We start from the raw sequence: 22,632 nt of genomic DNA, 5'->3' as shown, positions 1-22,632 counted from the left end.
TATGGCGTACGGGCGGTACGCCCGCGGTGCTACGTCACGTCCTGCTACCCGCGCCCGTACGACAGTCCGTGGCCGGTCGGATACAGCACCCGCGTCGGATCGTCGGCACGCTGCACCGGCACCGGCAGCCTTCCGCGCGGTGCCACCCGGCCGGCGATCACCCGCGCGGCGGCCCGCAGTTCGACGTCGGTCCACGAGTAGGACGCCAGGTAGGCGGGGACGGCGGGCAGGTGGGCCACGTCGTACGGGTTGCGGATCGCGACCGCGACCACCGGCCTCCCGGTCGCCAGCAGGTGCTCGACCAGCGTCTTCTGCGCACTGCCCGCCGTGACGTTGTACGTGCCCACCACCACCGCGTCCGCCTCCCGGGCCGCCGCCACGGCCCGCGCGATCGTGGCCGCCGAGGGCGCCGTACCGGTCGACAGGGCGGTGGCCGTGAAGCCCAGCTCGGTCAGGGCGGCGGCCAGGACGCCGGTCGGCGGGCCCGTCGTGCCGGACGGGGAGGCCGGGTCGGCCCCGACCACCAGGAGCTCGGGGTGCCTGCGGCGGGACAGCGGGAGCAGGGCCCCCTGATTGACCAGCAGGGTCGTCGTGCGGTCGGCGATGCGATCGGCGGCCCTGAGGTGGGACGGGGTGCCGACGTGGCGGTCCACCCCGCCCTGGCTGACGTACGGCTCGTCGAACAGCCGCAGCCTCGCCTTCAGCCGCAGGATCCGCAGGATCGATTCATCGAGTCGCGCCTCGGTCAACTCGCCGTCCTGGACGGCCTTGAGGACCGCGTTCCAGGCCACCGCGAGCGAGGGCGGGTTGAGGAGCTGGTCCACGCCCGCCTTGAGCGCGAGGACGGGCACGCGGTCGTCGCCGTACTTCGTCCGTACGCCCTCCATGCCGAGGGAGTCCGTGACCACCACGCCGTCGTAACCCAGTTCCTCACGCAGGATGCCGGTGAGGATCGGGCGGGAGAGGGTGGCCGGATCGCCGGAGTCGTCCAGTGCCGGGACCATGATGTGCGCGGTCATGATCGAGTCGATGCCGGCGCGCACGGCGGCCCGGAAGGGCGGCGCGTCCAGGGCCTCCCACTGCTCACGGGTGTGCGTGATGACCGGGAAGCCGTAGTGGCTGTCGACGGCCGTGTCCCCGTGGCCCGGGAAGTGCTTGGCGGTGGCGGCGACCTGCCGGCCGCGCTGGTATCCGCTCACCTCGGCGGCGACCATGGCGGCCACCGCAGCCGGTTCGGCGCCGAAGGAGCGCACGCCGATGACCGGGTTGGCCGGGTTGACGTTCACGTCGGCCACGGGGGAGTAGTTCTGCCGGATGCCCATCGCGCGCAGTTCCCGGCCCGCGATCCGGCCGAGGGTGCGGGCGTCCGAGCGGGAGCCGCCGGCCCCGACGGCCATGGCGCCGGGGAAGAGGGTGGCGGGCTCGCCCACGCGGCAGACGATGCCGTGCTCCTGGTCGGTGGAGATCAGCACCGGCAGGCCGCGGGGCTGGGCGAGGGAGGCGCGCTGGATGCCGTTCGACAGATCGGCGATCTGGTGGGGGTCGCGGGTGTTGTGCGCCCAGGTGAAGTAGATGATGCCGCCCACCCGGTACCGGCTCACCAGTTCGGCTGCCGTGCGGACGCCGATCTCCCTGAGGTTGGCGTCGATGTCGGCCTGGTCGGGGGCGGTCGCGGAGTGTCCGTAGACCCGCATCACGAAGAGCTGGCCGACCTTCTCCGGCAGCGTCATCCGGGCGACGAGGGCGCGCAGTCCGCGGTCGTCGGCAGTGGTGGCGTCGGCGTGGGCGGTGCCACCCAGAGCCAGGGAGGTGGTGAGGCCGGCGCCGGCCGCGAGGACCGTACGTCTGGAAGGGGGTGCGGTGTTTCCCATGCTTCCCGTGCTGGAGTCGGGCACGTGCGCTCCTTCCGGAGGTGGTGCGCTGAAGGAAACTTCCGAGAAGTCACCAATAACCGGGAAGTTTCTGCCAGTCAAGGGAACGGGCCGCGACCACCGCGCGTGAAGGGGCCGCCATCGGCGCAGTTGGAGGGGGCGCGCCGATGACGGCGTGCTGCCGGCCGCGGTACGGCGGAGAGGGTGGGTCAGCGATCGCAGCCAGCAGCGAGGGCCGACACCGCACCGCGGTGACTCTCCGGCAACTCGCGGGTTGGACGAGCGGGGAGGGGGCCGGGTTCCCGGGGATGGCCGGAATCGGCGAAGTCGGGACGCCCGGGGCGCAAGTGACGCACGGGCGACGCGCAAGGGTCGGGTGCCGGTCCATCCCATGGACGCCCCGGCAGGGGCGACGGGCCTCGGGCGATCATGACGGCATGCCCCTGGTCGACATCCCCGGTTCCAAGTCCATCACCGCCCGCGCCCTCTTCCTGGCCGCCGCGGCCGACGGTGTCACCACCCTCGTACGGCCGCTGCGCTCCGACGACACGGAGGGCTTCGCGCAGGGCCTGACCCGGCTCGGCTACCGGGTCGGCCGGACCCCGGACGCCTGGCAGGTCGACGGCCGCCCGCAGGGGCCGGCGGTCGCCGAGGCGGACGTCCACTGCCGCGACGGCGCGACCACCGCCCGCTTCCTGCCCACCCTGGCGGCCACCGGCCACGGCACCTACCGTTTCGACGCCTCGCCCCAGATGCGCCGCCGCCCCCTGCTGCCCCTGACCCGCGCCCTGCGCGACCTGGGCGTGGACCTGCGGCACGAGGAGCGGGACGGCCACCATCCGCTGACCGTGGCGGCGGCCGGCGTCGAGGGCGGGGAGGTGACGCTGGACGCGGGCCAGTCGTCGCAGTACCTGACGGCGTTGCTGATGCTCGGGCCGCTGACCCGCAAGGGCCTGCGGATCACCGTGACCGACCTGGTCTCGGTGCCGTACGTAGAGATCACGATCGCGATGATGCGGGCCTTCGGGGTGGAGGTGCGACGGGAGGGCAACACCTACACGGTCCCGCCGGGCGGCTACCGCGCCACCACCTACGCCATCGAGCCGGACGCCTCGACCGCGAGCTACTTCTTCGCGGCGGCGGCTGTCACGGGCGGCGAGGTGACCGTCCCCGGCCTGGGCGAACGGGCGCTCCAGGGGGACCTTGCCTTCGTCGACGTACTGCGGCGGATGGGCGCGCGGGTGTCGGTGGGCGCCGCGGCCACGACCGTGCGGGGGACGGGCGAACTGCACGGCCTCACCGTCAACATGCGGGACATCTCCGACACCATGCCGACCCTCGCGGCCATCGCGCCGTTCGCCTCCGGGCCGGTGCGGATCGAGGACGTGGCGAACACGCGGGTGAAGGAGTGCGACCGGCTTGAGGCGTGCGCGGAGAACCTGCGGCGGCTCGGCGTCGAGACACGGACGGGCCCCGACTGGATCGAGATCCTGCCGGCCGGCCCCGGCGGCCCGGCCGGCACCGAGATCAAGTCCTACGGCGACCACCGCATCGTCATGTCCTTCGCGGTGACCGGGCTCAGGACGCCGGGTGTCTCCTTCGACGACCCGGGGTGCGTGCGCAAGACCTTCCCCGGCTTCCACGAGGAGTTCGGGGCGCTGAGCGCGCGGTGGTGAGGCCGGCCCCCGGTGGGCTACGCCGAGTCGTTGAGCAGACGGGCGAGGTGGTCGCGTCCCGCGTCCAGCAGGTCGGGGAGCGGGGCGGCCTTCTCGTACCAGCGCTTCTCGTACTCCCAGCACAGCCAGCCGTCCCAGCCGTGCCGGGAGAGGACCTCGACGCACTCCGCCAGCGGGAGTACACCGGTGCCGAGGACGAGCGGGGTCGTGTCGTCGGCGGAGGCGATGTCCTTGACCTGGACGTAGCCGAGGTGGGGGGCGAGGGCCGCGTAGCTCTCCGAGGGCTGCTCGCCGCCCAGCCAGGTGTGCATGACGTCCCACAGCGAGCCGACTTGGCGGTGTCCGACCAGGCCGAGGACGCGGATCGCGTCGGCCGCGGTGCGGTGCGAGTCGTGGGTCTCCAGCAGGATCCGTACGCCCATGTCGGCGGCGTGCTGCGCGGCCGTGCCGAGGCGCCGCGCGGCGATCGCGTCGGCCTCCTGCGGACTCTGCTCGGGGTCGGCGCCGGGGAACACCCGGACGAAGCCGGTGCCGAGGTCGTGGGCCAGGTCGACGAGGGCGCGGATCTCCTCGATCACGGGGGCGTCGTCACCGGGCGCGGCGACCCGGGTGTACCCGGCCAGGCCCAGCAGTTCGATGCCGGCCGCCTTGAACTCGCCGACCGTGTCGGCCCGTTGAGCGGGGGAGAGGCCGAGGTGCACCGGTTCCTCGGGGTGCGTGCGCAACTCGACACCGTGAAAGCCGTGCACGGTCGCGAGCCGCAGTACGTCGGGGAGGGGGAGACCGGGGACGCCGAGGGTGGAGAACGCCAGTTTCATGGGTTCCACCTTGCCAGGGAAACGCGGGGACACACATGGGTACGGCGACGGGATGCCGGCGGTGTCGCTCCGGACGTCCCGGACGGCCGTGGTCTTCCCAGGAGACTCCCCTCGGGGCCGCTCGCGCGGCCCCGAGGATCGCGGATGCCCGGGCTCGGTCGCAGACGCCGGTGGGGTCGAGCTCAGGCGCTGTCCGGGCCCTCGGTGGCGGGCCGGTAGACACAGACCTGGGCGCCGGTCTTGGCGGTGGTGGTGGAGACCAGCTCGAAGGGCCGCTTGGCGCCGTCCGTCGGGAAGATCGACTTGCCGCCGCCCAGCAGCACCGGCATGACGACGAGCTGGAGTTCGTCGACCAGGCCCTCCTGGAGGAGGGTGCGCACGAGGGTGGGGCTGCCCATCATCGCCAGGTCGCCGCCCTCGCTCTCGCGCAGCTCGCGGATCCGGGCGACGGCCTCGCCGCCCGGGATGCGGGTGGTGTTGTTCCAGGTCAGCTCGCCGTCGGTTAGCGTGTCGGTCACCACGTACTTCTTGAGGGCGTTCAGCCGGTCGGCGAACGGGTCCCCGGCCCGCTCGGGCCAGGCGGCGGCCATCGTCAGGTACGTGCGCCGCCCGTACAGCAGCGCCTCGGCGCTCCCCAGCCCCGCGTCGAAGGCGCCGCCGAGCACCTCCGGGTCGAAGTACGGGTGCGACCAGCCGCCGTGCGCGAAGCCGCCGTCGGTGTCCTCCTCGGGGCCGCCCGGGGCCTGGACGACGCCGTCGAGGCTGATGAACTCGGTGATGACGATGCGCATGTCCGGCGCTCCTGTGTCTCGCTCGGGTGAGGACGCATGAGAGACCGGGACGCGGCCGGAAACTCATCGGTGAGGCCAGTCCTATATGCGGAACGAGGGATTCGGTAGGCGTTCCGCGGATACCGCGGATACCGCGGATACCGCGGATACCGCGGATACCGCGGATACTGCTGATAACTCCACGCGTAGTACTCTCCCTGTAGTGGTCCGAACGGTGGTGCCGACGGCACCCCAGGGGGAGTGAACGCCCATGGTCAGACGGAACGACCAGCGACGCGCCGCGCTCGTCGACGCCGCGATCGAGGTGCTGGCGGGTGAGGGCGCCCGCGGTCTGACCTTCCGGGCCGTGGACAAGGAGGCCGCCGTCCCGGCCGGGACCGCCTCCAACTACTTCGCCAGCCGCGACGACCTGCTCACCCAGGCCGGCGCCCGCGTCTACGAGCGGCTCCAGCCCGACGAGGCCACGATCGCCCGCCTGGAGTCGGCCGACCGCGACCGGGAGACGTACGTCGGGCTGATGCGGGAGCTGGTCGACCGCGTGGCCGCCTTTCGCACCGGCTATCTCGCGCTGCTCGAACTCCGCCTGGAGGCGACCCGTCGCCCCGCCCTGCGCAAGGTCCTCACCGAGCGGGTCCGCGCCGACGTCGACGCCAACGTCGCCTACCACGAGTCCTCCGGCCTCCCCGGCGACACCATGGCCGTCAAACTGCTCATGCTGACCCTGAACTGGCTGATCGTCGAGCAGCTCACCCTGCCGGACGTCTTCTCGGCGGCGGAGCGGGAGCAGTTGGTCAGGGCGGCCGTCGAGCGGATCGTGGCAGCGGAGTAGCCGCCGCACAGTCCCGTCCCGCGGCCACGACCCCCGCGCCCGGTCCGCGTCCGGCACCCGGGTGGGGCGCGGCCGGTGAGGTGCCGGTCGCGCCCGTGTTCTCACCGGATCACGTGCTCCACGAACCGCTCCGCGGTCTCCGCCAGCACCTCGTGGCCGTCCCGGGCCCACAGGCCCTCGTTGAACAGCTCGACCTCGATGGCCCCGGCGTACCCGGCCGTCTCCACGTACGCCTTCCACTCCCGCATGTCGATCGCCCCGTCCCCGATCTGACCGCGCCCGGTGAGCACGCCCTGCGGCAGCGGAGTCGTCCAGTCGGCGAGCTGGAAGGTGTGGATACGGCCGCCCGCGCCCGCCCGTGCGATCTGCGCGGGCGCGGTGTCGTCCCACCAGATGTGGTACGTGTCCACGGTGACGCCGACCTGGTGGGCAGGGAAGCGTTCCGCGAGGTCCAGGGCCTGGGCCAGGGTCGACACCACGCAGCGGTCGGAGGCGTACATCGGGTGCAGCGGCTCGATCGCCAGCTTCACGCCGCGCTCCTCGGCGTACGGGCCCAACTCGCCCAGGGCGTCCGCGATCCGCTCCCGCGCGCCGTGCAGGTCCCTGGAGCCGGCGGGCAGCCCACCGGACACCAGCACCAGGACGTCGGTGCCCAGCGTCGCCGCCTCGTCGACCGCCCGGCGGTTGTCGTCCAGCGCAGCGGCCCGCTCCCTCGGGTCGATCGCCGTGAGGAAGCCGCCGCGGCACAGGGTGGTGACCGTCAGCCCGGCGTCGCGGACCAGCTTGGCCGTCGCCTCCAGGCCGTAGGACTGGACGGGCTCGCGCCACAGGCCGACGTTCGAGATGCCCAACTGCCCGCACGCGTCGGCCAGTTCCGGCAGCGACAGCTGCTTGACCGTCATCTGGTTGATGGAGAAGCGTTCGAGTCCGGTGCTCACTGGGCCACTCCGTACAGGGCGAGCAGGTTGCGCATCCGCTCCTCGGCCAGCTTGGGGTCCGGGAACAGGCCGAGGCCGTCGGCGAGTTCGTAGGCGCGCGCGAAGTGCGGCAGGGAGCGGGCCGACTGCAGGCCGCCGACCATCGTGAAGTGCGACTGGTGGCCGGCCAGCCAAGCCAGGAAGACCACGCCCGTCTTGTAGAAGCGGGTCGGTGCCTGGAAGAGATGGCGGGACAGCTCCACCGTGGGGTCGAGGAGGGCGCGGAAGCCGGGCACGTCCCCCGTGTCCAGCACCCGCACCGCCTCGGCCGCCAGCGGCCCCAGCGGGTCGAAGATGCCGAGCAGGGCGTGGCTGAAGCCCTTCTCGTCGCCCGCGATCAGTTCGGGGTAGTTGAAGTCGTCGCCCGTGTAGCAGCGCACCCCCTGCGGCAGCCTGCGCCGCAGGTCGATCTCGCGCTGCGCGTCCAGCAGCGACACCTTGATGCCGTCCACCTTGTCGGGGTGCGCGGCGATGACCTCCAGGAAGGTGTCCGTGGCCGCGTCCAGGTCGGACGAGCCCCAGTAGCCCTCCAGCGCCGGGTCGAACATCGGGCCCAGCCAGTGCAGGACCACCGGCTCGGCGGCCTGGCGGAGCAGGTGCCCGTAGACCTCCAGGTAGTCCTCGGGGCCGGAGGCGGCCGCGGCGAGCGCGCGCGAGGCCATCAGGATCGCCTGCGCCCCGCTCTCCTCGACGACGGCGAGCTGCTCCTCGTAGGCGGCGCGGACCTCGGCGAGCGAGCCGGCGGCGATCTGGTCGGTGCCGACGCCACAGGCGATGCGGCCGCCGACCGCCCTGGCCTCGGCGGCGGACCGGCGGATCAGCTCCGCGGCCCCGGCCCAGTCCAGGCCCATCCCGCGCTGGGCGGTGTCCATGGCCTCCGCGACGCCGAGCCCGTGGGACCACAGGTGCCGGCGGAAGGCGAGGGTGGCGTCCCAGTCGACGGCGGCGGGCGAGTCGGGCGACACGTCGGCGTACGGGTCGGCGACCACGTGGGCCGCGGAGAAGACCGTACGGGAGGTGAAGGGGGCGCCCGGGGTGAGCGCGAGCGGCTCGGTGCGCGGCTCGTACGCCCGCAGGCCGCCCCGGGAGTCGGGCAGTCGGATGGTCACGGCTGGATCTCCGGTACGTCGAGACGGCGGCCCTCGGCCGAGGACCTCAGGCCCAGCTCGGCGAGTTGGACGCCGCGGGCGCCGGCGAGCAGGTCCCAGTGGTAAGGGGCATCGGCGTAGACGTGCTTGAGGAACAGCTCCCACTGGGCCTTGAAGCCGTTGTCGAACTCGTCGTTGTCGGGGACCTCCTGCCACTGGTCGCGGAAGGAGTAGGTGGCCGGGATGTCCGGGTTCCACACCGGCTTCGGGGTGAGCGAGCGGTGCTGGACGCGGCAGTTGCGCAGACCCGCGACCGCGGAGCCCTCCGTGCCGTCCACCTGGAACTCGACGAGCTCGTCGCGGTTGACGCGGACGGCCCAGCTGGAGTTGATCTGTGCGATGGCGCCGCCCTCCAGCTCGAAGACGCCGTACGCGGCGTCGTCGGCGGTGGCGTCGTAGGGCTTGCCGTTCTCGTCCCAGCGCTGCGGGATGTGGGTGGTGGCGACGGCCTGGACGGACTTCACCCGCCCGAACAGCTCGTGCAGGACGTACTCCCAGTGCGGGAACATGTCGACGACGATGCCACCGCCGTCCTCTGCCCGGTAGTTCCAGGACGGGCGCTGGGCGGCCTGCCAGTCGCCCTCGAAGACCCAGTAGCCGAACTCGCCGCGCACCGAGAGGATGCGTCCGAAGAAGCCGCCGTCGATGAGCCGCTTCAGCTTGAGCAGGCCCGGCAGGAAGAGCTTGTCCTGGACGACGCCGTGCTTGATGCCGGCCTCGTTCGCGAGCCGGGCGAGCTCCAGGGCGCCCTGAAGACCCGTCGCCGTCGGCTTCTCGGTGTAGACGTGCTTGCCCGCGGCGACCGCCTTCCTGATCGCCTCCTCGCGGGCGGAGGTGACCTGGGCATCGAAGTAGATCTCGACGCTCGGGTCGGCGAGGACCGCGTCCAGGTCGGTCGAGATGTTCTCCGGGTCCAGGCCGTGCCGCTCGGCGAGCGCCTTCAGGGCGTGCTCGCGGCGGCCGACCAGGATCGGCTCCGGCCACAGCACGGTGCCGTCGCCGAGGTCGAGGCCACCCTGCTCGCGGATGGCCAGGATGGAGCGGACCAGGTGCTGGCGGTAGCCCATGCGCCCGGTGACACCGTTCATGGCGATACGCACCGTCTTGCGTGTCACGTCATTCCCTTCGTACGCGGGGTCTGCGCCGCGTACGCCCTGTCCTCCAACTGGTGAGCGTTACAGCAAGCGCTTTCTATACAAGGAGAAGCTAGCCTCTGTGCAGCGGTCCGGACAAGACCGTGACCAGCCTGAGTTGTTCGAGGGGACGAACAACAGGGGGGTTATGGCCTTAAGGTCAGCTCGACATACCTGGAACCGCGGGCCGCGGTGGCCTGTCTACGAGCACGTACGAGGTGGTTCGACAAGATGCGCGACCGGAGGAAGACGAGATGACGGTGACCCTGGCGGACGTGGCGGCACGCGCCCAGGTCTCCCCCGCGACGGTGTCGCGCGTACTGAACGGGAACTACCCCGTGGCCGCCTCCACCCGGGAGCGGGTGCTGCGCGCGGTGGACGAGCTGGACTACGTACTGAACGGGCCGGCCAGTGCGCTGGCCGCGGCCACCTCCGACCTGGTCGGCATCCTGGTCAACGACATCGCCGACCCCTTCTTCGGGATCATGGCGAGCGCGATCCAGTCGGAGATCGGCGGCCCGGGCGGGCGGGCGGGCGGGGAACGGCTGGCCGTGGTCTGCAACACCGGGGGCTCCGCCGAGCGTGAGCTGACGTATCTGACGCTGCTCCAGCGCCAGCGGGCCGCCGCGGTCGTGCTGACCGGCGGCGCCATGGAGGACGCCCCGCACGCGGCGGCGATGGCCTCGAAACTGCGCAAGCTGACGGACGCCGGGACCCGGGTGGTGCTGTGCGGACGCCCGCCGGCGCGGGACACCGGCGCGATCGCGCTGACCTTCGACAACCGCGGGGGCGGCCGTGAGCTCACCGAGCACCTGATCGGCCTGGGCCACCGGCGGCTCGGCTACATCGCGGGCCCGGAGGAGCGCACGACGACCCGGCACCGGCTGGAGGGCCACCGGGCCGCGCTGCAGGCGCACGGCATCCAGGAGGACGAGCGCTGGACCGTCCACGGCCGCTACGACCGGCAGTCCGGTTACGAGGCGACGCTGGAGCTGCTGCGCCGCGATCCCACACTCACGGCCGTGGTCGCCGCGAACGACTCCGTGGCGCTGGGCGCGTGCGCCGCGCTGCGGGACTCCGGGCTGCGGATCCCGGAGGACGTGTCGGTGGCCGGTTTCGACGACCTTCCGTTCAGCATCGACGCGGTGCCTTCGCTGACGACGGTGAGGCTGCCGCTCTCGGAGGCGGGGGCGCGGGCCGGGCGGATCGCCATGGGGCGCGAGGAGCCGCCGCCCGGGGGGATCGCGACCATCCGGGGGGAGCTGATGGTGCGGGGGTCGTCCGGGGGGCCTCGGGACTGAACACGGGGGTACGGCGTCCGCTTCACCGCCCCATGGGCGCGGGCGGGCGTCTCACGGCGGGAGCAGGGGGCCCAGCGGGCCCAGGTCGAGGTTGAGGTCGTCCAGGGTGAGGCCGTAGCGGTCGCACAGCTCTGTCATCCGGTCGTGGAGGAGCATCAGGGTCAGGCCCAGCCGTTCCTCCTGTTCCTCGGTCAGATCGCCCTGGTCGACGCGGTGCAGTGCCTGGCGCTCCATCAGCTGGCGCAACAACTCGACGATGGTCAGGACCAGTTTGACCAGGTCCCGTTCCACCGTGTCGGGGTCGGCGCGCAACCGGCGTGCGGCACTCTGGCCCGCGGGCGGCGGAACCATGTCGTCCGGCCGGGCGGGCAGCAGCGAGAACGCGCGGTGGGCGGCCTGAGCGACCTCCCGCAGCCGGTCGGGGGGCGGGCGGTCAGCCGGGCCGGTCACCGGTGTCCTCGTCCGCGACGGGCGACGTCCGGTCAGGGAGGACGGGCGCCCACTGCTCCTCCATCTGCTCGCGGACGGCGATCACCACCGCGCGCAGCGAGATCCGCACCAGGTCGATGTCGGCGATCGACAGGACGAGGTCGCCGGTGAGCACGACCCCGCCGCTCAGCAGCCGGTCGAGCAGGTCGATCAGCGCGACCTGGCGGCCGCTGATGGGGCGGTCGTCGGTGTAGGCGGCTTCGGGGGAGCCGCTCGCCCGGTATGCGCCGTGCGCCTCGTGCTCGGTCACCGCTGTCGCGCCCCTTCCGGGGGTGCGGTGCCTTTCGTCGGTGCGGTGCCTTTCGGCGGTGCGGTGCCCTCCGGCGGTGCGGTGCCCTCCGGCGGTGCGGTGCCCTCGGTGGATCCGCTGCCCCGGGAGGGCGCGCCGCCCTCGGCCGACTCCGTGAAGGAGTACGGCGCCCAGGGGCCGGTGACCTCCACCCGTACCCCGGGCAGGTCGTCGGCGGCGTGCAGCATCCGGTCGCGGAACCGTTCGGCCAGGTGACGAGGGACGAGGTAGGCGTCGTTGGCGAGGTTCTCGCTGCCGGGGCGGGCGAGGGAGCCCTGCTGGGGGCGGTGCCGGGCGCGTTCCACCGCCAGGCCCCGCGCCTGCTCCTCCGTCCGGCGCACGGCCTCCTCCGCGGACCGCCGGATGTCCTCGTGCGCCTGGTGGTGCTGCCTGCGGCGGCGCAGATACGCGCGTCCGGGGGCCGGGTCGGCCACCAGGGCGCCGGACGCCGCGGGCGGAGGAGCGGGCTCGGAAGAGGCCGGGGTCTCGGCGTACACCTTCACGCCCCACTCCACATGGTCGTCGAACCGGTCGAGCAGCGCGGTGAACACGTCCTGCCGTTCGCGCAGCATCCGTTCGACCCGGCTCTCGTCGAGGTAGACGGTGGCCAGCCGCAGCGGCAGGACCGTCGTACGGGCGGCGAGCGTCTCGATGACGAGGTGGTGGGCGCGGGCCGTCGACTCCAGCCAGGCGAGGTCCTCCAGGCGCGCCCTGAGAGCCGCCTGGGAGAACTCCTCCCCGGGCACGGCGCTGACCGCGGCGGCCACCGGACCCGAGTGCACCAGGGTGACCGGGGCGTCCGCCACACCGCGGACACCGGACAGCGCGGCCTGCGCCGCGGCCGCCGCCGAGCCGGACGAACGGACCACGGCGTACGCGTATCTCAGCCGCTGTCCGCTCACGGCTCCCGGCCCTCGGCGTCGTCCTTCTTGCGGCGAATGCGGCGCGGCTCCGCGCCGGGACCCCGCTCGGTCTCCCGCGACCGGGTCTCCGGGCGCCGCTCGCCCGAGCCGCGTGCGGGCAGTTCGCCCGCGGGCCGCGCCTTCGCGGCCTTCTCGACCTTCGGGGCCTGCTCAGTCCGCTCCGCCTTCTCGGCCTTGTCGACCTTGCGGCGCAGTTCCTCGACCTCGGTGCGCAGGCTCTCGTTCTGCTCCTCCAGCGTGCGCCCGCGATGGGCGCGGGAGGAGAGCGCGGGGTCGTGCTCCCACCAGTCGATGCCGATCTCCTTGGCCTTGTCGACCGAGGCCACCAGGAGGCGGAGCTTGATGGTCAGCAACTCGATGTCGAGCAGGTTGATCTTGATGTCGCCGACGATGACGATGCCCTTGTCGAGCACGCGTTCGAGTATGTCTGCGAGGTTCGCACTGGATCCCCCGCCGCCGTAGGGGTACATCCCCTGTGACGGTGCGGACCCGGTGGGCACGGGCTCGGTCACGGCGTTCTCGACCTCGTTTCCCGGAACACCGGCGGTCACCCACGGCGCCCGCGCGTCGGGCGGGGTTCCTCGTCGGTGTCGTCGTAGCGGTCGTCGGGCTCCCGGTCTTCGTCCACCCCTTCCTCGTAGTCGTCGTCCGCGTTTTCGTCCGCGTCGTCATCCGCGTCTTCGTCCGCGCTCTCTTCCTCCTCCTCGCCCTGCTCCTCCTCGTCTTCCTCGTCCTCCTCCCACTCGCCCTTCTCCCCCTCCTCCCCTTCCTCGTCCTCGGCCCGCCCCTGCGTCCGCTCCCGCAGCCCCGCGGTGCGTTGGTGGAGCGCCTCGGCGAGGCTGTCGGCCTTCGCTGTCAGGACCGACGTCGCCGCAGCCTTGCCGGCGTCCGTCAGTTCGGAGCGCACCTGGTCGGTGAGGTCGTGCACCGAAGGGGACTCCTGGAGGGCCTTGCCGACCTGGCCCGGCCTGATCCGCGATCCGGCGAGCAACGCGCCGAGGCCGAGGGCGAGCTTGGCCTTCCTGGTCCGCCCCAGCACATAGCCGCCCAGCAGAGCGGCGCCGATCGTCGCGTTGTTCATGGCCCGTCTTCTTTCCTCACCCGCCTGTCGACAGCCCCTGGTCCCGGGCCCCTCACGGCCCGCCCTGCTGCCCTCCCCGGCGCAGCTGGTAGGCCCTGATCTCCTCCAACCGGTGCAGCAGGGCCTCCTCCTGCCGTGCGAACTCCTCGTCGTCGATCCGGCCCTCGGTCCACGCCCGTTCCAGCTGCACGAGTCCCTCCTGCACGGGAGCGGGGTCGTAGTACTCGTCCTCGGCGGTCCGCACCACCTTGTCGAGCACCCAGCCGATGCCCCGCACGGGGGCGAACGGCAGCCCCAGAATCCCGGTGACCAGTCCCACGGCACCTCCTCGCGCTCCTCATGGCCGGCCCGGCCGCCCCGCGCGTCCCTCAGACGAAGCTGTACGGCGGCAGCGGCCCGCGCATCCGCACCTCCACACCCTCGCCGTAGCGTTCCGCCAGGTCCTGACCGGCCCGGTCGAACTCCTCGGCACGGTCCTCCTCCACCAGGAAGGAGGCGTTCACGACGTACTGCTTCGACGGCTCGGCGACCTTCTCCGCCACGGCGAGCGGCCGCAGCGCCGCGACGACTTCCGCGGCGATCGCGTCCTGGCGGGCCTGCACCTCCTGAGCCACCATCTGGCCGAGCGCCAGCCGGTCCTCGTACGTCCCACCGCCCTCACGGGTGCGCTGGTTCAGCTCACGGATCTGTGCGTTCTCCTCGACGACGGCACGCAGCACCCAGTCCTCGTCGACGACACCCTTGACGTTGAACTCCGCCCGCCCCGCCAACTCGTCCAGGCGTTGCGTGAACGCCTGCGCCTGCTCCTCCAGCACACCGCGCACGGCGGAGTCGTCCGCGGCGACGAACCCGAAGCTCAGCGGCAGCACGGTGCCGTCCGTCCAGAGCCGTGCCTGGACCTCCTGGTGCGCCGACAGGTCGCGCCGCGTCACCGACAGATCGTCGGGGGCCTCGCTGACGACGGCGCACAGGGAGTCGCCCCGCACCACGCGCACCTCACCGGGGGGATCGCCCACGCCCTTGGTTCCGCCCAGGTCCAGCGGATGGGAGTCCTTGGTGATCGCGTACACATACACGGACATCGGGTCGCTCACTCCTCCCGGTCCCGTGCGGAACGGCGCTGCGAGCCGTGCTCGGAGCGCTCACGCCGCTTCTCGCGGGTGCGCTCGCGCTCCCCCTCCTCGTCACCGCCGCGCCCCTTGAGCGACTCGCTGACCGCCTCGACCGCGCCGGACAGCGCCCCTTTGCTCTTGCCCCGGGCGCCGCTCTCCACGGAGTCACCGACGATGTCGGTGAGCTGGGAGGGTGCCTTGCGGCCCGACTCCAGATCCAGCCGGTTGCACGCCTCGGCGAAGCGCAGATACGTGTCGACGCTGGCGACCACCACGCGCGCGTCGATCTTCAGAATCTCGATGCCGACCAGGGAGACCCGTACGAACGCGTCGATGACCAGGCCCCGGTCCAACACGAGTTCCAGCACGTCGTACAGGTTTCCCGACCCGGCCCCGCCGCCCGCGGGCCCGGGTACGCCGGCACCACCGTTGCCCTGTGGCACCACAGTCACGGTGCCGTCCCTTCCGGCCCGACTCCCCGGCGGGGGCGGGACGACCTAGCGGCCGTCCCTCCGGTCCACCTGCGCGCGCGTGTAGCGACGCCCACGCTCGTACGACACCAGCTGCCCCTCCGGGTCCAGAACCACGTGGTAACTGGCCATCACGCTGGTCGTCTCGGGAATGCGTTCCAGCTCTACTACTTCTACGGAGGCTTCCCAGCCCTGATCCGTCGGCTTCAGTGCGGAAACCGACTCGGGAGCCCTCCCCAGCAGCTCACCGAGCTGCTCGATCGCGAACCGGATCGCTCCGGCGGCGGAAACCCGCGGCTCGGCGGGCGTCTGCCGTTCGGAGGAGCGCACCTTGCGCGGCTCACGATCGCTCGTGATCATTCACCTTCTCGCTCTGTTCCTCCATCATCGGTCCCACGCGCAGCTCACGCCACTTCTCTCGTGCGGCGCAGCACCGCCTGCCCGGCGCGCTGCCTGCCTGCCGCCCGCTTGGTGAGCACCGCGAGCACCACCGGGACCACCATCTCCACCACCCGGGCCACCGCACCGGACGGCAGCCCCGTCCTGCGCGCCACCGCGCCGGCGACCGGCTCGGCCTCCTCGGCCAGCAGCCCGGCCATCAGGCCGCCCGTGGCGAAGCCGCCCAGCGTGGCCACCCCGGTGAGCGGGGCGTCGTGGGGGGTCGCGACCGCCTCCGCCTCATCGGACAGCGCCGCCACCGTCGTACCGACCATCTGCCGGGCCCCTGTCTCGTCCGTGCCCAGCAGGCTCGCGATGCGCCCGATCCGCTCGTCGCCGAGTTCGTCGAGCACATCGTCCTGAAGGCTCGTGAGGGGGTTCTCAGCTACCTCTGACATGTCTGAAACGCTACGTCCGACCGGATTCACCGGCACGCCGAGGGCGGTGGGAAAAGAAATTCCAGGAAACCGTGCAACCCTTCCCGGCCCAGGCGGGTCGTACTTGGCATCGGAACTCTTGGAGGGGGATCTGGGGGGATCGCGGGGGTTCCGACGGGAGGGGAAAACGCGAGGGGCCCGGTCGACGGACCGGGCCCCTCGAAACCTCTTCCGGCATCGCCGGGCATCTGCCCGAGCCTCAGCGCGCACCGGGCGTCAGAAGAACACCCCGCAGTGCAGCAGCACATTCGCGTACGGCCGCGCCTCCCCGGTCCGTACGACCAGCCGCGCCCCGGCCGACAGCTCCTTGAGCCGCTCGTGCGTGACCAGCTCCAGGTCGGGAAACTCCTGCTCCAGCAGGGCGGCCGCCGCCGGATTCGCCTCGCGGACCTCCGAGGCCGCCGTCGCCCCCTCCACCGCCAGCTCGGCCAGCAGACCGTCCAGCACCACGGCGAACGACGGCACCCCGGCCCGGAAGGCCAGGTCGACGACTCGGGGGCCGTCGGGTATCGGCATGCCCGCGTCGCACACCAGCACACCGTCGCCGTGACCCAGCTCGGCCAGCGCGCCGCAGAGATGACGATTGAGGATTCCGGCCTTCTTCACTCGGATCCCCCTCGCCGGCCTTCACGGGGCGCGCCGTCCCACCCCCGGCCGGGGGGCCGCGGCGTGTCCCTGGGAGGGGCACCGCACGCGGCCTCGACCTCCGCCGCCGTCGGGAAGGACTCCTGCGCGCCCTCCTTCGTGACCGCCGCCGCCCCCACCCGTGCCGCGTACGCCGCCGCGTCCACCGGCGACGAGCCCGCCCCGAGCCGGAAGGCCAGCGCGGCCGTGAACGCGTCGCCCGCGCCCGTCGTGTCCACCGCGTCCACCCGCACGGACGGCACCCGCGTCACCCCGTCCGCGGAGGCCACCAGCGCGCCCTGCGCCCCCAGGGTCACCACCACCGACCGGGGCCCCTTGGCGAGCAGGATCCGCGCCCAGTCCTCCGGGGTCTCGCCCACCGCGGAGTCACCGAGGATGACCTTCGCCTCGTGCTCGTTCACGATGAGCGGGTCGCAGGCCGCCAACACCTCCGTCGGCAGCGGCTGGGGCGGGGACGGGTTGAGCACGAAGCGGCTGCCGTCGGCCAGGCTGCGCACGACCTCCACGACCGTCTCCAGCGGGATCTCCAACTGGGCCGAGACCACCCGCGACGCCTGGAAGAGGCTCGCGGCGGCCCGTATGTCGTCCGGGGCGAGCCGTCCGTTGGCCCCCGGCGAGACCACGATGCTGTTGTCCCCGGACGGGTCCACCGTGATCAGGGCGACGCCGGTCGGCGCGCCGCCGACCAGGACGCCCACCGTGTCCACACCGGCCGCCCGCTGCGAGTCGAGCAGCAGCCGCCCGTGCGCGTCGTCGCCGACCCTGGCCAGCAGGGCCGTACGGGCGCCGAGACGGGCGGCCGCGACCGCCTGGTTGGCGCCCTTGCCGCCCGGGTGGACGGCGAGGTCGGAGCCGAGCACGGTCTCGCCGGCCCCCGGTCGGCGCTCGACGCCGATCACCAGGTCGGCGTTGGCCGACCCTACGACCAACAGGTCGTAGTCGTACATGAGGTCGCTCCCCTGATAGGTCCCCGTGTGACGTGAGGCGGACGGCCCCGTGCGGTATGAGCCGGGGCCCGCCCCATGCTCCCGCAACGGCCGTCCGCCTGTTCGCCGTTCGCCTTCTGTCAGCCGCCGAAACCGGCCACGTTCTCCTTCGTGACCACCTTCACCGGCACCTTCACCATCTCCTCGGTCCTCTTGCCCTCGGCCGCCCGCAGCGCGTTGTCGACCGCGATCCTGCCGAGTTCCTTGGGCTGCTGCGCGACGGAGGCGTACAGCGTGCCCGCCTCGACCGCCTTCAGGCCGTCCGGAGTGCCGTCGAAGCCGACCACCTGGACCGACTTGCCGGCCTTCGACCCCAGCGCCTTGACCGCACCCAGCGCCATCTCGTCGTTCTCCGCGAAGACGCCGTCGATGTCGGGGTGGGCCTGGAGGAGGTTGGTCATGACGTCGAGGCCCTTGGCGCGGTCGAAGTCGGCCGGCTGCTTGGCGACCACCTTGATGCCCGGGTAGGCCTTGAGGCCCTCGGCGAAGCCCGCGCCGCGCTCCCGGCTGGCGGAGGTGCCGGCCTGACCCTGCAGGATCACGATGGTGCCCTTGCCGCCCAGCTTCTCGGCGAGCGCCTTGGCGCCCAGCTCGCCGCCCTCGACGTTGTCGGAGGCGACCAGGGCCGCCGTCCGCGCCTTGTTGACGCCGCGGTCGACTCCCACGACGGGGATGTCGGCCTTGTTGGCCGCCCGCACCGACGGACCCGCCGCGTCCGAGTCCACCGGGTTGACGATGATCGCGCCGACGCCCTCCGACGTGAAGTTCTGCAGCTGGTTGGCCTGCTGGGAGGCGTCGTTCTGGGCGTCGGTGACGGTCAGGTCGACGCCCAGCTTCTTCGCCTGCGCCTCCGCGCCGGCCCGGATCTGCACGAAGAACGGGTTGTTGAGGGTCGACAGCGAAAGACCCACCTTCCGCGTCGTCGCCGAGGACGAGCCGCCGTGCAGGAAGGACGTGGCACCGACGATCGCCGCCGCGACCACGGCCGCGAGGACGTACGTCGCCGCCTGCCTGCCCTTGTCGCCGGGCCGACCGGCGCCCGACGGCGCCACGCCGGCCCCGGCCTTGCGCCGCACCGTGTCCAGCAGCACCGCCAGCGCGATGACGACGCCGATGACGACCTGCTGCCAGAAGGCGGACACCGACAGCAGGTTCAGGCCGTTGCGCAGCACCGCCAGGATCAGAGCGCCGATCAGCGTGCCGGACGCCTTGCCGGTGCCCCCCGCGAGCGAGGCGCCACCGATGACGACCGCCGCGATCGCGTCGAGTTCGTAGCCCTGCGCGGCCTGCGGCTGAGCCGAGGACAGCCGGGCGGCGAGCACGATGCCCGCGGCGGCGGCGAACAGCCCGGAGAAGGCGTAGATCGCGAGCTTGTGCCTCCGCACCCGCAGACCGGACAGGCGGGCCGCCTCCTCGTTGCCGCCGATCGCGTACATCGAACGGCCGATGTACGTCCGGCCCAGCACGAACGCCGTGATCAGGCCCATGCCGACCATCACCAGCACGGGCACCGGCAGCCAGCCGCCGAGCGCGTCACCGAGACGCGAGACCGAGTCGGGCAGGGCGATCGGGGAGCCCTGCGAGATCACCAGGGACAGACCGCGGGCCACCGACAGCATGGCCAGCGTCGCGATGAACGGCGGGAGTTTGCCGTACGAGATCAGGAAGCCGTTGACCAGGCCGCACACCGCGCCGGTCGCGATGGCGAGGAGCACGGCGACGAGGACCGGGACGCCTTGCGACGTCGCGCTCCAGGCCAGGACGGTGGCCGACAGGGCGGCGACCGAGCCGACCGACAGGTCGATGCCCGCCGAGACGATGACGAAGGTGACACCGAAGGCGAGGATGGCGGTCACGGCCGCCTGGACGCCGACGTTCAGGAGGTTGTCGGCCGTCAGGAAGTCGCCGGACAGCGCCGACATCGCGACGACGAGGACGATGAGCGCGGTCAGCGCGCCGTTGTCGAGCAGGATGCGGCGCAGGCCGCCCGAGGCGCCACGCGCGCCCGTCGAGCTCTTGAGCGTGTCAGTGGCCACGGGTGGCCTCCGTTTCGGTCTTCTCGTGAGTGGGGTTGCTGACGGCGAGCGCCATCACGGCGTCCTGGGTCGCCTCGCCGGAGGTGAGTTCGCCCGCGATCCGGCCCTGGGCCATCACCAGGACCCGGTCGCTCATGCCGAGGACCTCCGGCAGATCGCTGGAGATCATGAGCACGGCGGCGCCCTGCGCGGTGAGTTCGTTGATGAGCTGGTAGATCTCGACCTTCGCGCCGACGTCGATCCCGCGCGTCGGCTCGTCGAGGATCAGCACCCTGGTGTCGGCGAGCAGCCACTTGCCGATGACGACCTTCTGCTGGTTGCCGCCGGAGAGGGTGCGCACATGCTGGCCGAGTCCGGCCATCCGCACCCCGAGCTGCCGGGCGATCCGTTCGGCCGCCGCACGCTGCCCCTTGCGGTCGACGAGCCCCGCGCGCGTGGCCGAACGCAGCGTCACCAGCCCGAGGTTCTCCTCGACCGACGCGTCCAGCACCAGCCCCTGGCCCTTGCGGTCCTCGGGGATCAGCCCGATGCCCGCGGCCATCGCCGCGTTGACGTCGTGCCTGGCGACCGGGCCGCCGGCGACCTTGACGCTGCCCCTGTCGTACGGGTCGGCCCCGAAGACCGCCCGCACCACCTCGGTGCGACCGGCGCCGACCAGCCCCGCGACACCGACGACCTCACCGGCGTGCACCTCGAAGCCGACGTCGTGGAAGACGCCGTCCCGGGTGAGCCCCTCGACGGTCAGCAGCGCGGCGCCGCGATCGGCCCGTGTCCGCGGGTACTGCTGCTCGATGGAGCGCCCCACCATGAGCCGTACCAGCTCGTCCTGCGGCGTCGAGGCCGGGACCTGTCCGACGCTTCGGCCGTCCCGGATCACCGTCACCCGGTCGCCCAGCGCCGCGATCTCCTCCAGGTGGTGCGTGATGAAGACGACCCCCACGCCGTCCTCGCGCAGCCTGCGCACGATCGCGAAGAGCTTGTCGACCTCCTCGGAGGTCAGTACGGCCGTCGGCTCGTCCATGATCAGCACACGCGCGTCCAGGCTGAGCGCCTTGGCGATCTCGACCATCTGCAGGCGCGCGATGCCGAGTTCGCGGACCCGCGCGCGCGGAGAGACGTCGACGCCCACGCGCGCGAGGAGGACCTCGGCGTCGGCGTCCATCTTCTTCCGGTCGATCATTCCGAAGCGGCGCGGCTGCCGGCCGAGGAAGATGTTCTCCGCGACCGTCAGATCGGGAACGAGGTTGAACTCCTGGTAGATGGTGGCGATCCCGAGCCGTTCGGAGTCCTGCGCCCCCTGGATACGGGTCTCCTCGCCGCCGACCAGGATCCGCCCGGCGTCGGGTGTGTAGGCACCGGAGAGCATCTTGATGAGGGTGCTCTTGCCCGCGCCGTTCTCACCGAGCAGCACATGCACCTCGCCCCGGCGCAGATCGAAGTCCACGCCGTCCAGCGCGACCACGCCCGGGAAGGCTTTCCGTACGCCCTCGATGCGCAGCAACTCGTCCGCGTCGCTCACGTCTGGCTCCTGTTCTGTGCGGGGTCCTCGCCGCACGAGCGGCGTACGACGAGTCGGGCGGGGAGGGTGACGGACGCGGGGGGCCGCCCCTCGATGCGGTCGACCAGGGCCCGCACGGCGGCCCGGCCCAGCTCGCCCGTCGGCTGGGCGATCGCCGTGATCGGCGGGTCGGTGTGCACGAACCACGGGATGTCGTCGAACGCGGCCAGCGCGAGGTCGTCCGGGACGCGCAGCCCACGCGCGCGTACGGCGTCCAGGGCGCCGAGCGCCATCAGGTTGTCGGCCGCGAAAACGACCTCGGGGGGCTCCGGCAGGTCGAGGAAGCCCTCGGTGACCCGACGTCCGCTCTCGGCCTGGAAGTCGCCCTGGCCTATGTAGACGTCCGGGAGCGCGAGCCCCAGCGCGGCGAGCGCCTCCCGAAAGGCATCCACACGCTCGCGTCCGGTCGTGGTCGCCGCCGGTCCTGCGATGATCGCCAGCCGCCGGTGGCCGAGGCCGTGCAGATGCGCCACGAGGTCCCGTACGGCATCGCACCCGTCCGCCCGCACCACCGGCACGTCCACCCCCGGGATCCACCGGTCCACGAACACCATCGGCGTCCCCGCCCGCGCGGCGTCCAGCATCAGCGGGGAACCGCCGTCCGTGGGGGAGACCAGCAGGCCGTCGATACGGCGGTCCAGCAGCGTCCTGACGTGGTGGTCCTGCAGGTCGGGCCGCTCGTCGGCGTTGCCGATGACGACGCTGTAGCCGAGCGCGCGGGCCTCTTCCTCGACGGAGCGGGCCAGTTCGGTGAAGTAGGGGTTCATCACGTCGCTGATGACCAGGCCGAGGGTGCGGGTCTGGTCGGTGCGCAGGGAACGGGCGACGGCGTTGGGGCGGTAGCCCAGGGTCTCGACGGCGGCCAGGACGCGTGTGCGTGCCTCGGCGCTGACCGACGGATGGTCGTTCAGGACGCGCGAGACCGTGGCGACGGAGACGCCCGCCTCGGCGGCGACGTCCTTGATGCTCGCCATCGCCGTTCCACCTCCTTGTGGATCGTTGGGGTCGATGCCCGATGCCCGATGCCAGGCGCCCGGTGCCCGAGGCTCGTGGAATCGATTACATCGACGTGTTAGGGAGGATGGAATCGATTACATGGAAATTAATCAAGCCCTCAACCACGCCCCGAGACCGGATCGTGATGTCGCGGCCCGTCACGAGGCGATCCACGCTGGAAGTGCGGGGGTCGTGCGCCGAAGGTCCTCGTGGGCCGGAGCGGAGGAGTCATGACGGCAGCCAGGCGCGAGGAGGCACCCGTCATCGTCGGCGGTGACGGCGTGGAGGTGCGCAGCAAGGCGATCGGCGGCGGCATGTCCGTCGGTTACGTCAGCCTGCCCGAGGGGACCGACATGGGCCCCGCGCTCAAGGGCCTCGAAGGCGACGCCTGTCCGTGCCCGCACTGGGGCTACCTGCTGAAGGGCCGGCTGCGGATGCTGACGCCCGAGGGCGAGGAGTACTACGAGGCGGGCCAGGCGTACTACTGGGGGCCCGGCCATGTCCCGGTGGCCCTGGAGGACTGCGAGTTCGTCGAGTTCTCACCGACCGAGGACTTCCAGGCGGTGCTGGACCACGTGCTGGCCCAGGGCGGGTGAGCGCCGGGCGGCTTGTCCTCTCGTTCGGTCGG

25 protein-coding genes are annotated in these 22,632 nt (G+C 72.3%); 4 read left to right on the top strand and 21 right to left on the bottom strand.

The features are described 5' to 3' along the window. Positions 1-44: 44 nt before the first annotated feature. Positions 45-1,895, bottom strand: coding sequence for a glycoside hydrolase family 3 protein (locus ACFYNL_RS10650; RefSeq protein ID WP_388799860.1), 1,851 nt, complete (start codon positions 1,893-1,895; stop codon positions 45-47). Positions 1,896-2,308: 413 nt separating this feature from the next. Between ACFYNL_RS10650 and aroA the strand changes: the two genes are divergently transcribed. After that, complete coding sequence (gene aroA / locus ACFYNL_RS10645) at positions 2,309-3,547, top strand: 3-phosphoshikimate 1-carboxyvinyltransferase (RefSeq protein WP_388799857.1); 1,239 nt, start codon at positions 2,309-2,311, stop codon at positions 3,545-3,547. Between the two features lie 17 nt (positions 3,548-3,564). Here the strand turns inward: aroA and ACFYNL_RS10640 are convergent, their stop codons facing one another. Together ACFYNL_RS10640 and ACFYNL_RS10635 are read right to left on the bottom strand one after the other, a co-directional pair. Next, entirely contained in the window at positions 3,565-4,365 is an 801-nt protein-coding gene (locus ACFYNL_RS10640; RefSeq protein ID WP_388799854.1) for a sugar phosphate isomerase/epimerase family protein, read from the bottom strand. A 182-nt stretch (positions 4,366-4,547) separates the two neighbouring features. Then, entirely contained in the window at positions 4,548-5,156 is a 609-nt protein-coding gene (locus ACFYNL_RS10635) for a dihydrofolate reductase family protein (RefSeq protein ID WP_388799851.1), read from the bottom strand. A gap of 250 nt (positions 5,157-5,406) precedes the next feature. Here ACFYNL_RS10635 and ACFYNL_RS10630 point away from each other — a divergent pair, with 250 nt between their 5' ends. Next, the gene (locus tag ACFYNL_RS10630; protein WP_388799843.1) at positions 5,407-5,985 is read left to right on the top strand and encodes a TetR/AcrR family transcriptional regulator; all 579 of its coding nucleotides are present in this window, start codon (positions 5,407-5,409) and stop codon (positions 5,983-5,985) included. A gap of 101 nt (positions 5,986-6,086) precedes the next feature. Here ACFYNL_RS10630 and ACFYNL_RS10625 read toward each other — a convergent pair whose 3' ends face one another. From ACFYNL_RS10625 to ACFYNL_RS10615, 3 genes are read right to left on the bottom strand one after another with little or no spacing between them, the layout of a single operon-like run. Continuing rightward, complete coding sequence (locus tag ACFYNL_RS10625) at positions 6,087-6,887, bottom strand: sugar phosphate isomerase/epimerase family protein (protein ID WP_388800607.1); 801 nt, start codon at positions 6,885-6,887, stop codon at positions 6,087-6,089. 32 nt (positions 6,888-6,919) lie between these two features. Further along, positions 6,920-8,071 carry a dihydrodipicolinate synthase family protein gene (locus ACFYNL_RS10620; protein ID WP_388799840.1) on the bottom strand — a complete coding sequence of 384 codons (1,152 nt, stop codon included), beginning with the start codon at positions 8,069-8,071 and terminating at the stop codon, positions 6,920-6,922. Beyond that, a complete protein-coding gene (locus ACFYNL_RS10615) occupies positions 8,068-9,225 on the bottom strand; it encodes a Gfo/Idh/MocA family protein (protein ID WP_388799837.1) in 1,158 nt (385 codons plus the stop codon). The genes ACFYNL_RS10620 and ACFYNL_RS10615 overlap by 4 nt, the downstream gene beginning before the upstream one ends. 272 nt (positions 9,226-9,497) lie before the next feature. Here ACFYNL_RS10615 and ACFYNL_RS10610 point away from each other — a divergent pair, with 272 nt between their 5' ends. Further along, positions 9,498-10,544, top strand: coding sequence for a LacI family DNA-binding transcriptional regulator (locus tag ACFYNL_RS10610; RefSeq protein WP_388799834.1), 1,047 nt, complete (start codon positions 9,498-9,500; stop codon positions 10,542-10,544). Positions 10,545-10,595: 51 nt separating this feature from the next. Here ACFYNL_RS10610 and ACFYNL_RS10605 read toward each other — a convergent pair whose 3' ends face one another. The 15 genes from ACFYNL_RS10605 to ACFYNL_RS10535 all read right to left on the bottom strand — a co-directional run bounded on the left by ACFYNL_RS10605 (position 10,596) and on the right by ACFYNL_RS10535 (position 21,982). Further along, positions 10,596-10,994: a gas vesicle protein K gene (locus tag ACFYNL_RS10605; protein WP_388799831.1), complete on the bottom strand. Its 399-nt coding sequence runs from the start codon at positions 10,992-10,994 to the stop codon at positions 10,596-10,598. Next, positions 10,978-11,283 (bottom strand): gas vesicle protein, encoded by a 306-nt coding sequence (locus ACFYNL_RS10600; RefSeq protein ID WP_388799829.1) that lies wholly within the window; start codon positions 11,281-11,283, stop codon positions 10,978-10,980. The genes ACFYNL_RS10605 and ACFYNL_RS10600 overlap by 17 nt, the downstream gene beginning before the upstream one ends. Continuing rightward, positions 11,280-12,224 (bottom strand): GvpL/GvpF family gas vesicle protein, encoded by a 945-nt coding sequence (locus ACFYNL_RS10595; RefSeq protein WP_388799826.1) that lies wholly within the window; start codon positions 12,222-12,224, stop codon positions 11,280-11,282. The genes ACFYNL_RS10600 and ACFYNL_RS10595 overlap by 4 nt, the downstream gene beginning before the upstream one ends. After that, on the bottom strand, positions 12,221-12,658 hold the full coding sequence (locus ACFYNL_RS10590) for a gas vesicle protein (RefSeq protein WP_388799823.1): 438 nt from the start codon (positions 12,656-12,658) through the stop codon (positions 12,221-12,223). The genes ACFYNL_RS10595 and ACFYNL_RS10590 overlap by 4 nt, the downstream gene beginning before the upstream one ends. Before the next feature lie 134 nt (positions 12,659-12,792). After that, positions 12,793-13,326 (bottom strand): ABC transporter substrate-binding protein, encoded by a 534-nt coding sequence (locus ACFYNL_RS10585; protein WP_388799820.1) that lies wholly within the window; start codon positions 13,324-13,326, stop codon positions 12,793-12,795. Positions 13,327-13,378: 52 nt separating this feature from the next. Continuing rightward, positions 13,379-13,645: a gas vesicle protein GvpG gene (locus ACFYNL_RS10580; RefSeq protein WP_019755480.1), complete on the bottom strand. Its 267-nt coding sequence runs from the start codon at positions 13,643-13,645 to the stop codon at positions 13,379-13,381. 49 nt (positions 13,646-13,694) lie between these two features. Continuing rightward, positions 13,695-14,408 carry a GvpL/GvpF family gas vesicle protein gene (locus ACFYNL_RS10575; RefSeq protein WP_388799817.1) on the bottom strand — a complete coding sequence of 238 codons (714 nt, stop codon included), beginning with the start codon at positions 14,406-14,408 and terminating at the stop codon, positions 13,695-13,697. Positions 14,409-14,416: 8 nt separating this feature from the next. Continuing rightward, positions 14,417-14,884 carry a gas vesicle protein GvpJ gene (gene gvpJ, locus ACFYNL_RS10570; RefSeq protein ID WP_388800604.1) on the bottom strand — a complete coding sequence of 156 codons (468 nt, stop codon included), beginning with the start codon at positions 14,882-14,884 and terminating at the stop codon, positions 14,417-14,419. A 51-nt stretch (positions 14,885-14,935) separates the two neighbouring features. Then, complete coding sequence (locus ACFYNL_RS10565; RefSeq protein ID WP_388799814.1) at positions 14,936-15,268, bottom strand: gas vesicle protein; 333 nt, start codon at positions 15,266-15,268, stop codon at positions 14,936-14,938. 44 nt (positions 15,269-15,312) lie between these two features. Next, entirely contained in the window at positions 15,313-15,744 is a 432-nt protein-coding gene (locus ACFYNL_RS10560) for a DUF937 domain-containing protein (RefSeq protein WP_388799811.1), read from the bottom strand. 255 nt (positions 15,745-15,999) lie between these two features. After that, positions 16,000-16,389, bottom strand: a complete 390-nt coding sequence (rbsD, locus tag ACFYNL_RS10555) for a D-ribose pyranase (RefSeq protein ID WP_388799808.1) — start codon at positions 16,387-16,389, stop codon at positions 16,000-16,002. Continuing rightward, complete coding sequence (locus ACFYNL_RS10550) at positions 16,386-17,375, bottom strand: ribokinase (protein WP_388799805.1); 990 nt, start codon at positions 17,373-17,375, stop codon at positions 16,386-16,388. The genes rbsD and ACFYNL_RS10550 overlap by 4 nt, the downstream gene beginning before the upstream one ends. Positions 17,376-17,494: 119 nt before the next feature. Next, positions 17,495-19,450 carry a substrate-binding domain-containing protein gene (locus tag ACFYNL_RS10545; protein ID WP_388799803.1) on the bottom strand — a complete coding sequence of 652 codons (1,956 nt, stop codon included), beginning with the start codon at positions 19,448-19,450 and terminating at the stop codon, positions 17,495-17,497. Beyond that, positions 19,440-20,969, bottom strand: coding sequence for a sugar ABC transporter ATP-binding protein (locus ACFYNL_RS10540; protein ID WP_388799800.1), 1,530 nt, complete (start codon positions 20,967-20,969; stop codon positions 19,440-19,442). The genes ACFYNL_RS10545 and ACFYNL_RS10540 overlap by 11 nt, the downstream gene beginning before the upstream one ends. Continuing rightward, the gene (locus ACFYNL_RS10535) at positions 20,966-21,982 is read right to left on the bottom strand and encodes a LacI family DNA-binding transcriptional regulator (RefSeq protein WP_388799797.1); all 1,017 of its coding nucleotides are present in this window, start codon (positions 21,980-21,982) and stop codon (positions 20,966-20,968) included. The genes ACFYNL_RS10540 and ACFYNL_RS10535 overlap by 4 nt, the downstream gene beginning before the upstream one ends. 252 nt (positions 21,983-22,234) lie before the next feature. Between ACFYNL_RS10535 and ACFYNL_RS10530 the strand changes: the two genes are divergently transcribed. Then, positions 22,235-22,600, top strand: coding sequence for a hypothetical protein (locus ACFYNL_RS10530; protein WP_019756724.1), 366 nt, complete (start codon positions 22,235-22,237; stop codon positions 22,598-22,600). Positions 22,601-22,632: the final 32 nt, after the last annotated feature.

The organism is Streptomyces sp. NPDC007808 (assembly GCF_042868655.1).
In the GTDB taxonomy this organism is placed as follows: Bacteria; Actinomycetota; Actinomycetes; order Streptomycetales; family Streptomycetaceae; genus Streptomyces.
Note: the sequence above shows the minus strand (reverse complement) of the source record. Positions and strands in the feature narration are given on the sequence as shown.

Coding starts and splice junctions, on each gene's coding strand:
- aroA (WP_388799857.1), top strand. CDS start 2,309: ATGCCCCTGGTCGACATCCCCGGTTCCAAGTCCATCACCGCCCGCGCC.
- ACFYNL_RS10640 (WP_388799854.1), bottom strand. CDS start 4,365: ATGAAACTGGCGTTCTCCACCCTCGGCGTCCCCGGTCTCCCCCTCCCC.
- ACFYNL_RS10635 (WP_388799851.1), bottom strand. CDS start 5,156: ATGCGCATCGTCATCACCGAGTTCATCAGCCTCGACGGCGTCGTCCAG.
- ACFYNL_RS10630 (WP_388799843.1), top strand. CDS start 5,407: ATGGTCAGACGGAACGACCAGCGACGCGCCGCGCTCGTCGACGCCGCG.
- ACFYNL_RS10625 (WP_388800607.1), bottom strand. CDS start 6,887: ATGACGGTCAAGCAGCTGTCGCTGCCGGAACTGGCCGACGCGTGCGGG.
- ACFYNL_RS10610 (WP_388799834.1), top strand. CDS start 9,498: ATGACGGTGACCCTGGCGGACGTGGCGGCACGCGCCCAGGTCTCCCCC.
- ACFYNL_RS10585 (WP_388799820.1), bottom strand. CDS start 13,326: ATGAACAACGCGACGATCGGCGCCGCTCTGCTGGGCGGCTATGTGCTG.
- ACFYNL_RS10575 (WP_388799817.1), bottom strand. CDS start 14,408: ATGTCCGTGTATGTGTACGCGATCACCAAGGACTCCCATCCGCTGGAC.
- ACFYNL_RS10565 (WP_388799814.1), bottom strand. CDS start 15,268: ATGATCACGAGCGATCGTGAGCCGCGCAAGGTGCGCTCCTCCGAACGG.
- ACFYNL_RS10560 (WP_388799811.1), bottom strand. CDS start 15,744: ATGTCAGAGGTAGCTGAGAACCCCCTCACGAGCCTTCAGGACGATGTG.
- ACFYNL_RS10550 (WP_388799805.1), bottom strand. CDS start 17,375: ATGTACGACTACGACCTGTTGGTCGTAGGGTCGGCCAACGCCGACCTG.
- ACFYNL_RS10535 (WP_388799797.1), bottom strand. CDS start 21,982: ATGGCGAGCATCAAGGACGTCGCCGCCGAGGCGGGCGTCTCCGTCGCC.
- ACFYNL_RS10530 (WP_019756724.1), top strand. CDS start 22,235: ATGACGGCAGCCAGGCGCGAGGAGGCACCCGTCATCGTCGGCGGTGAC.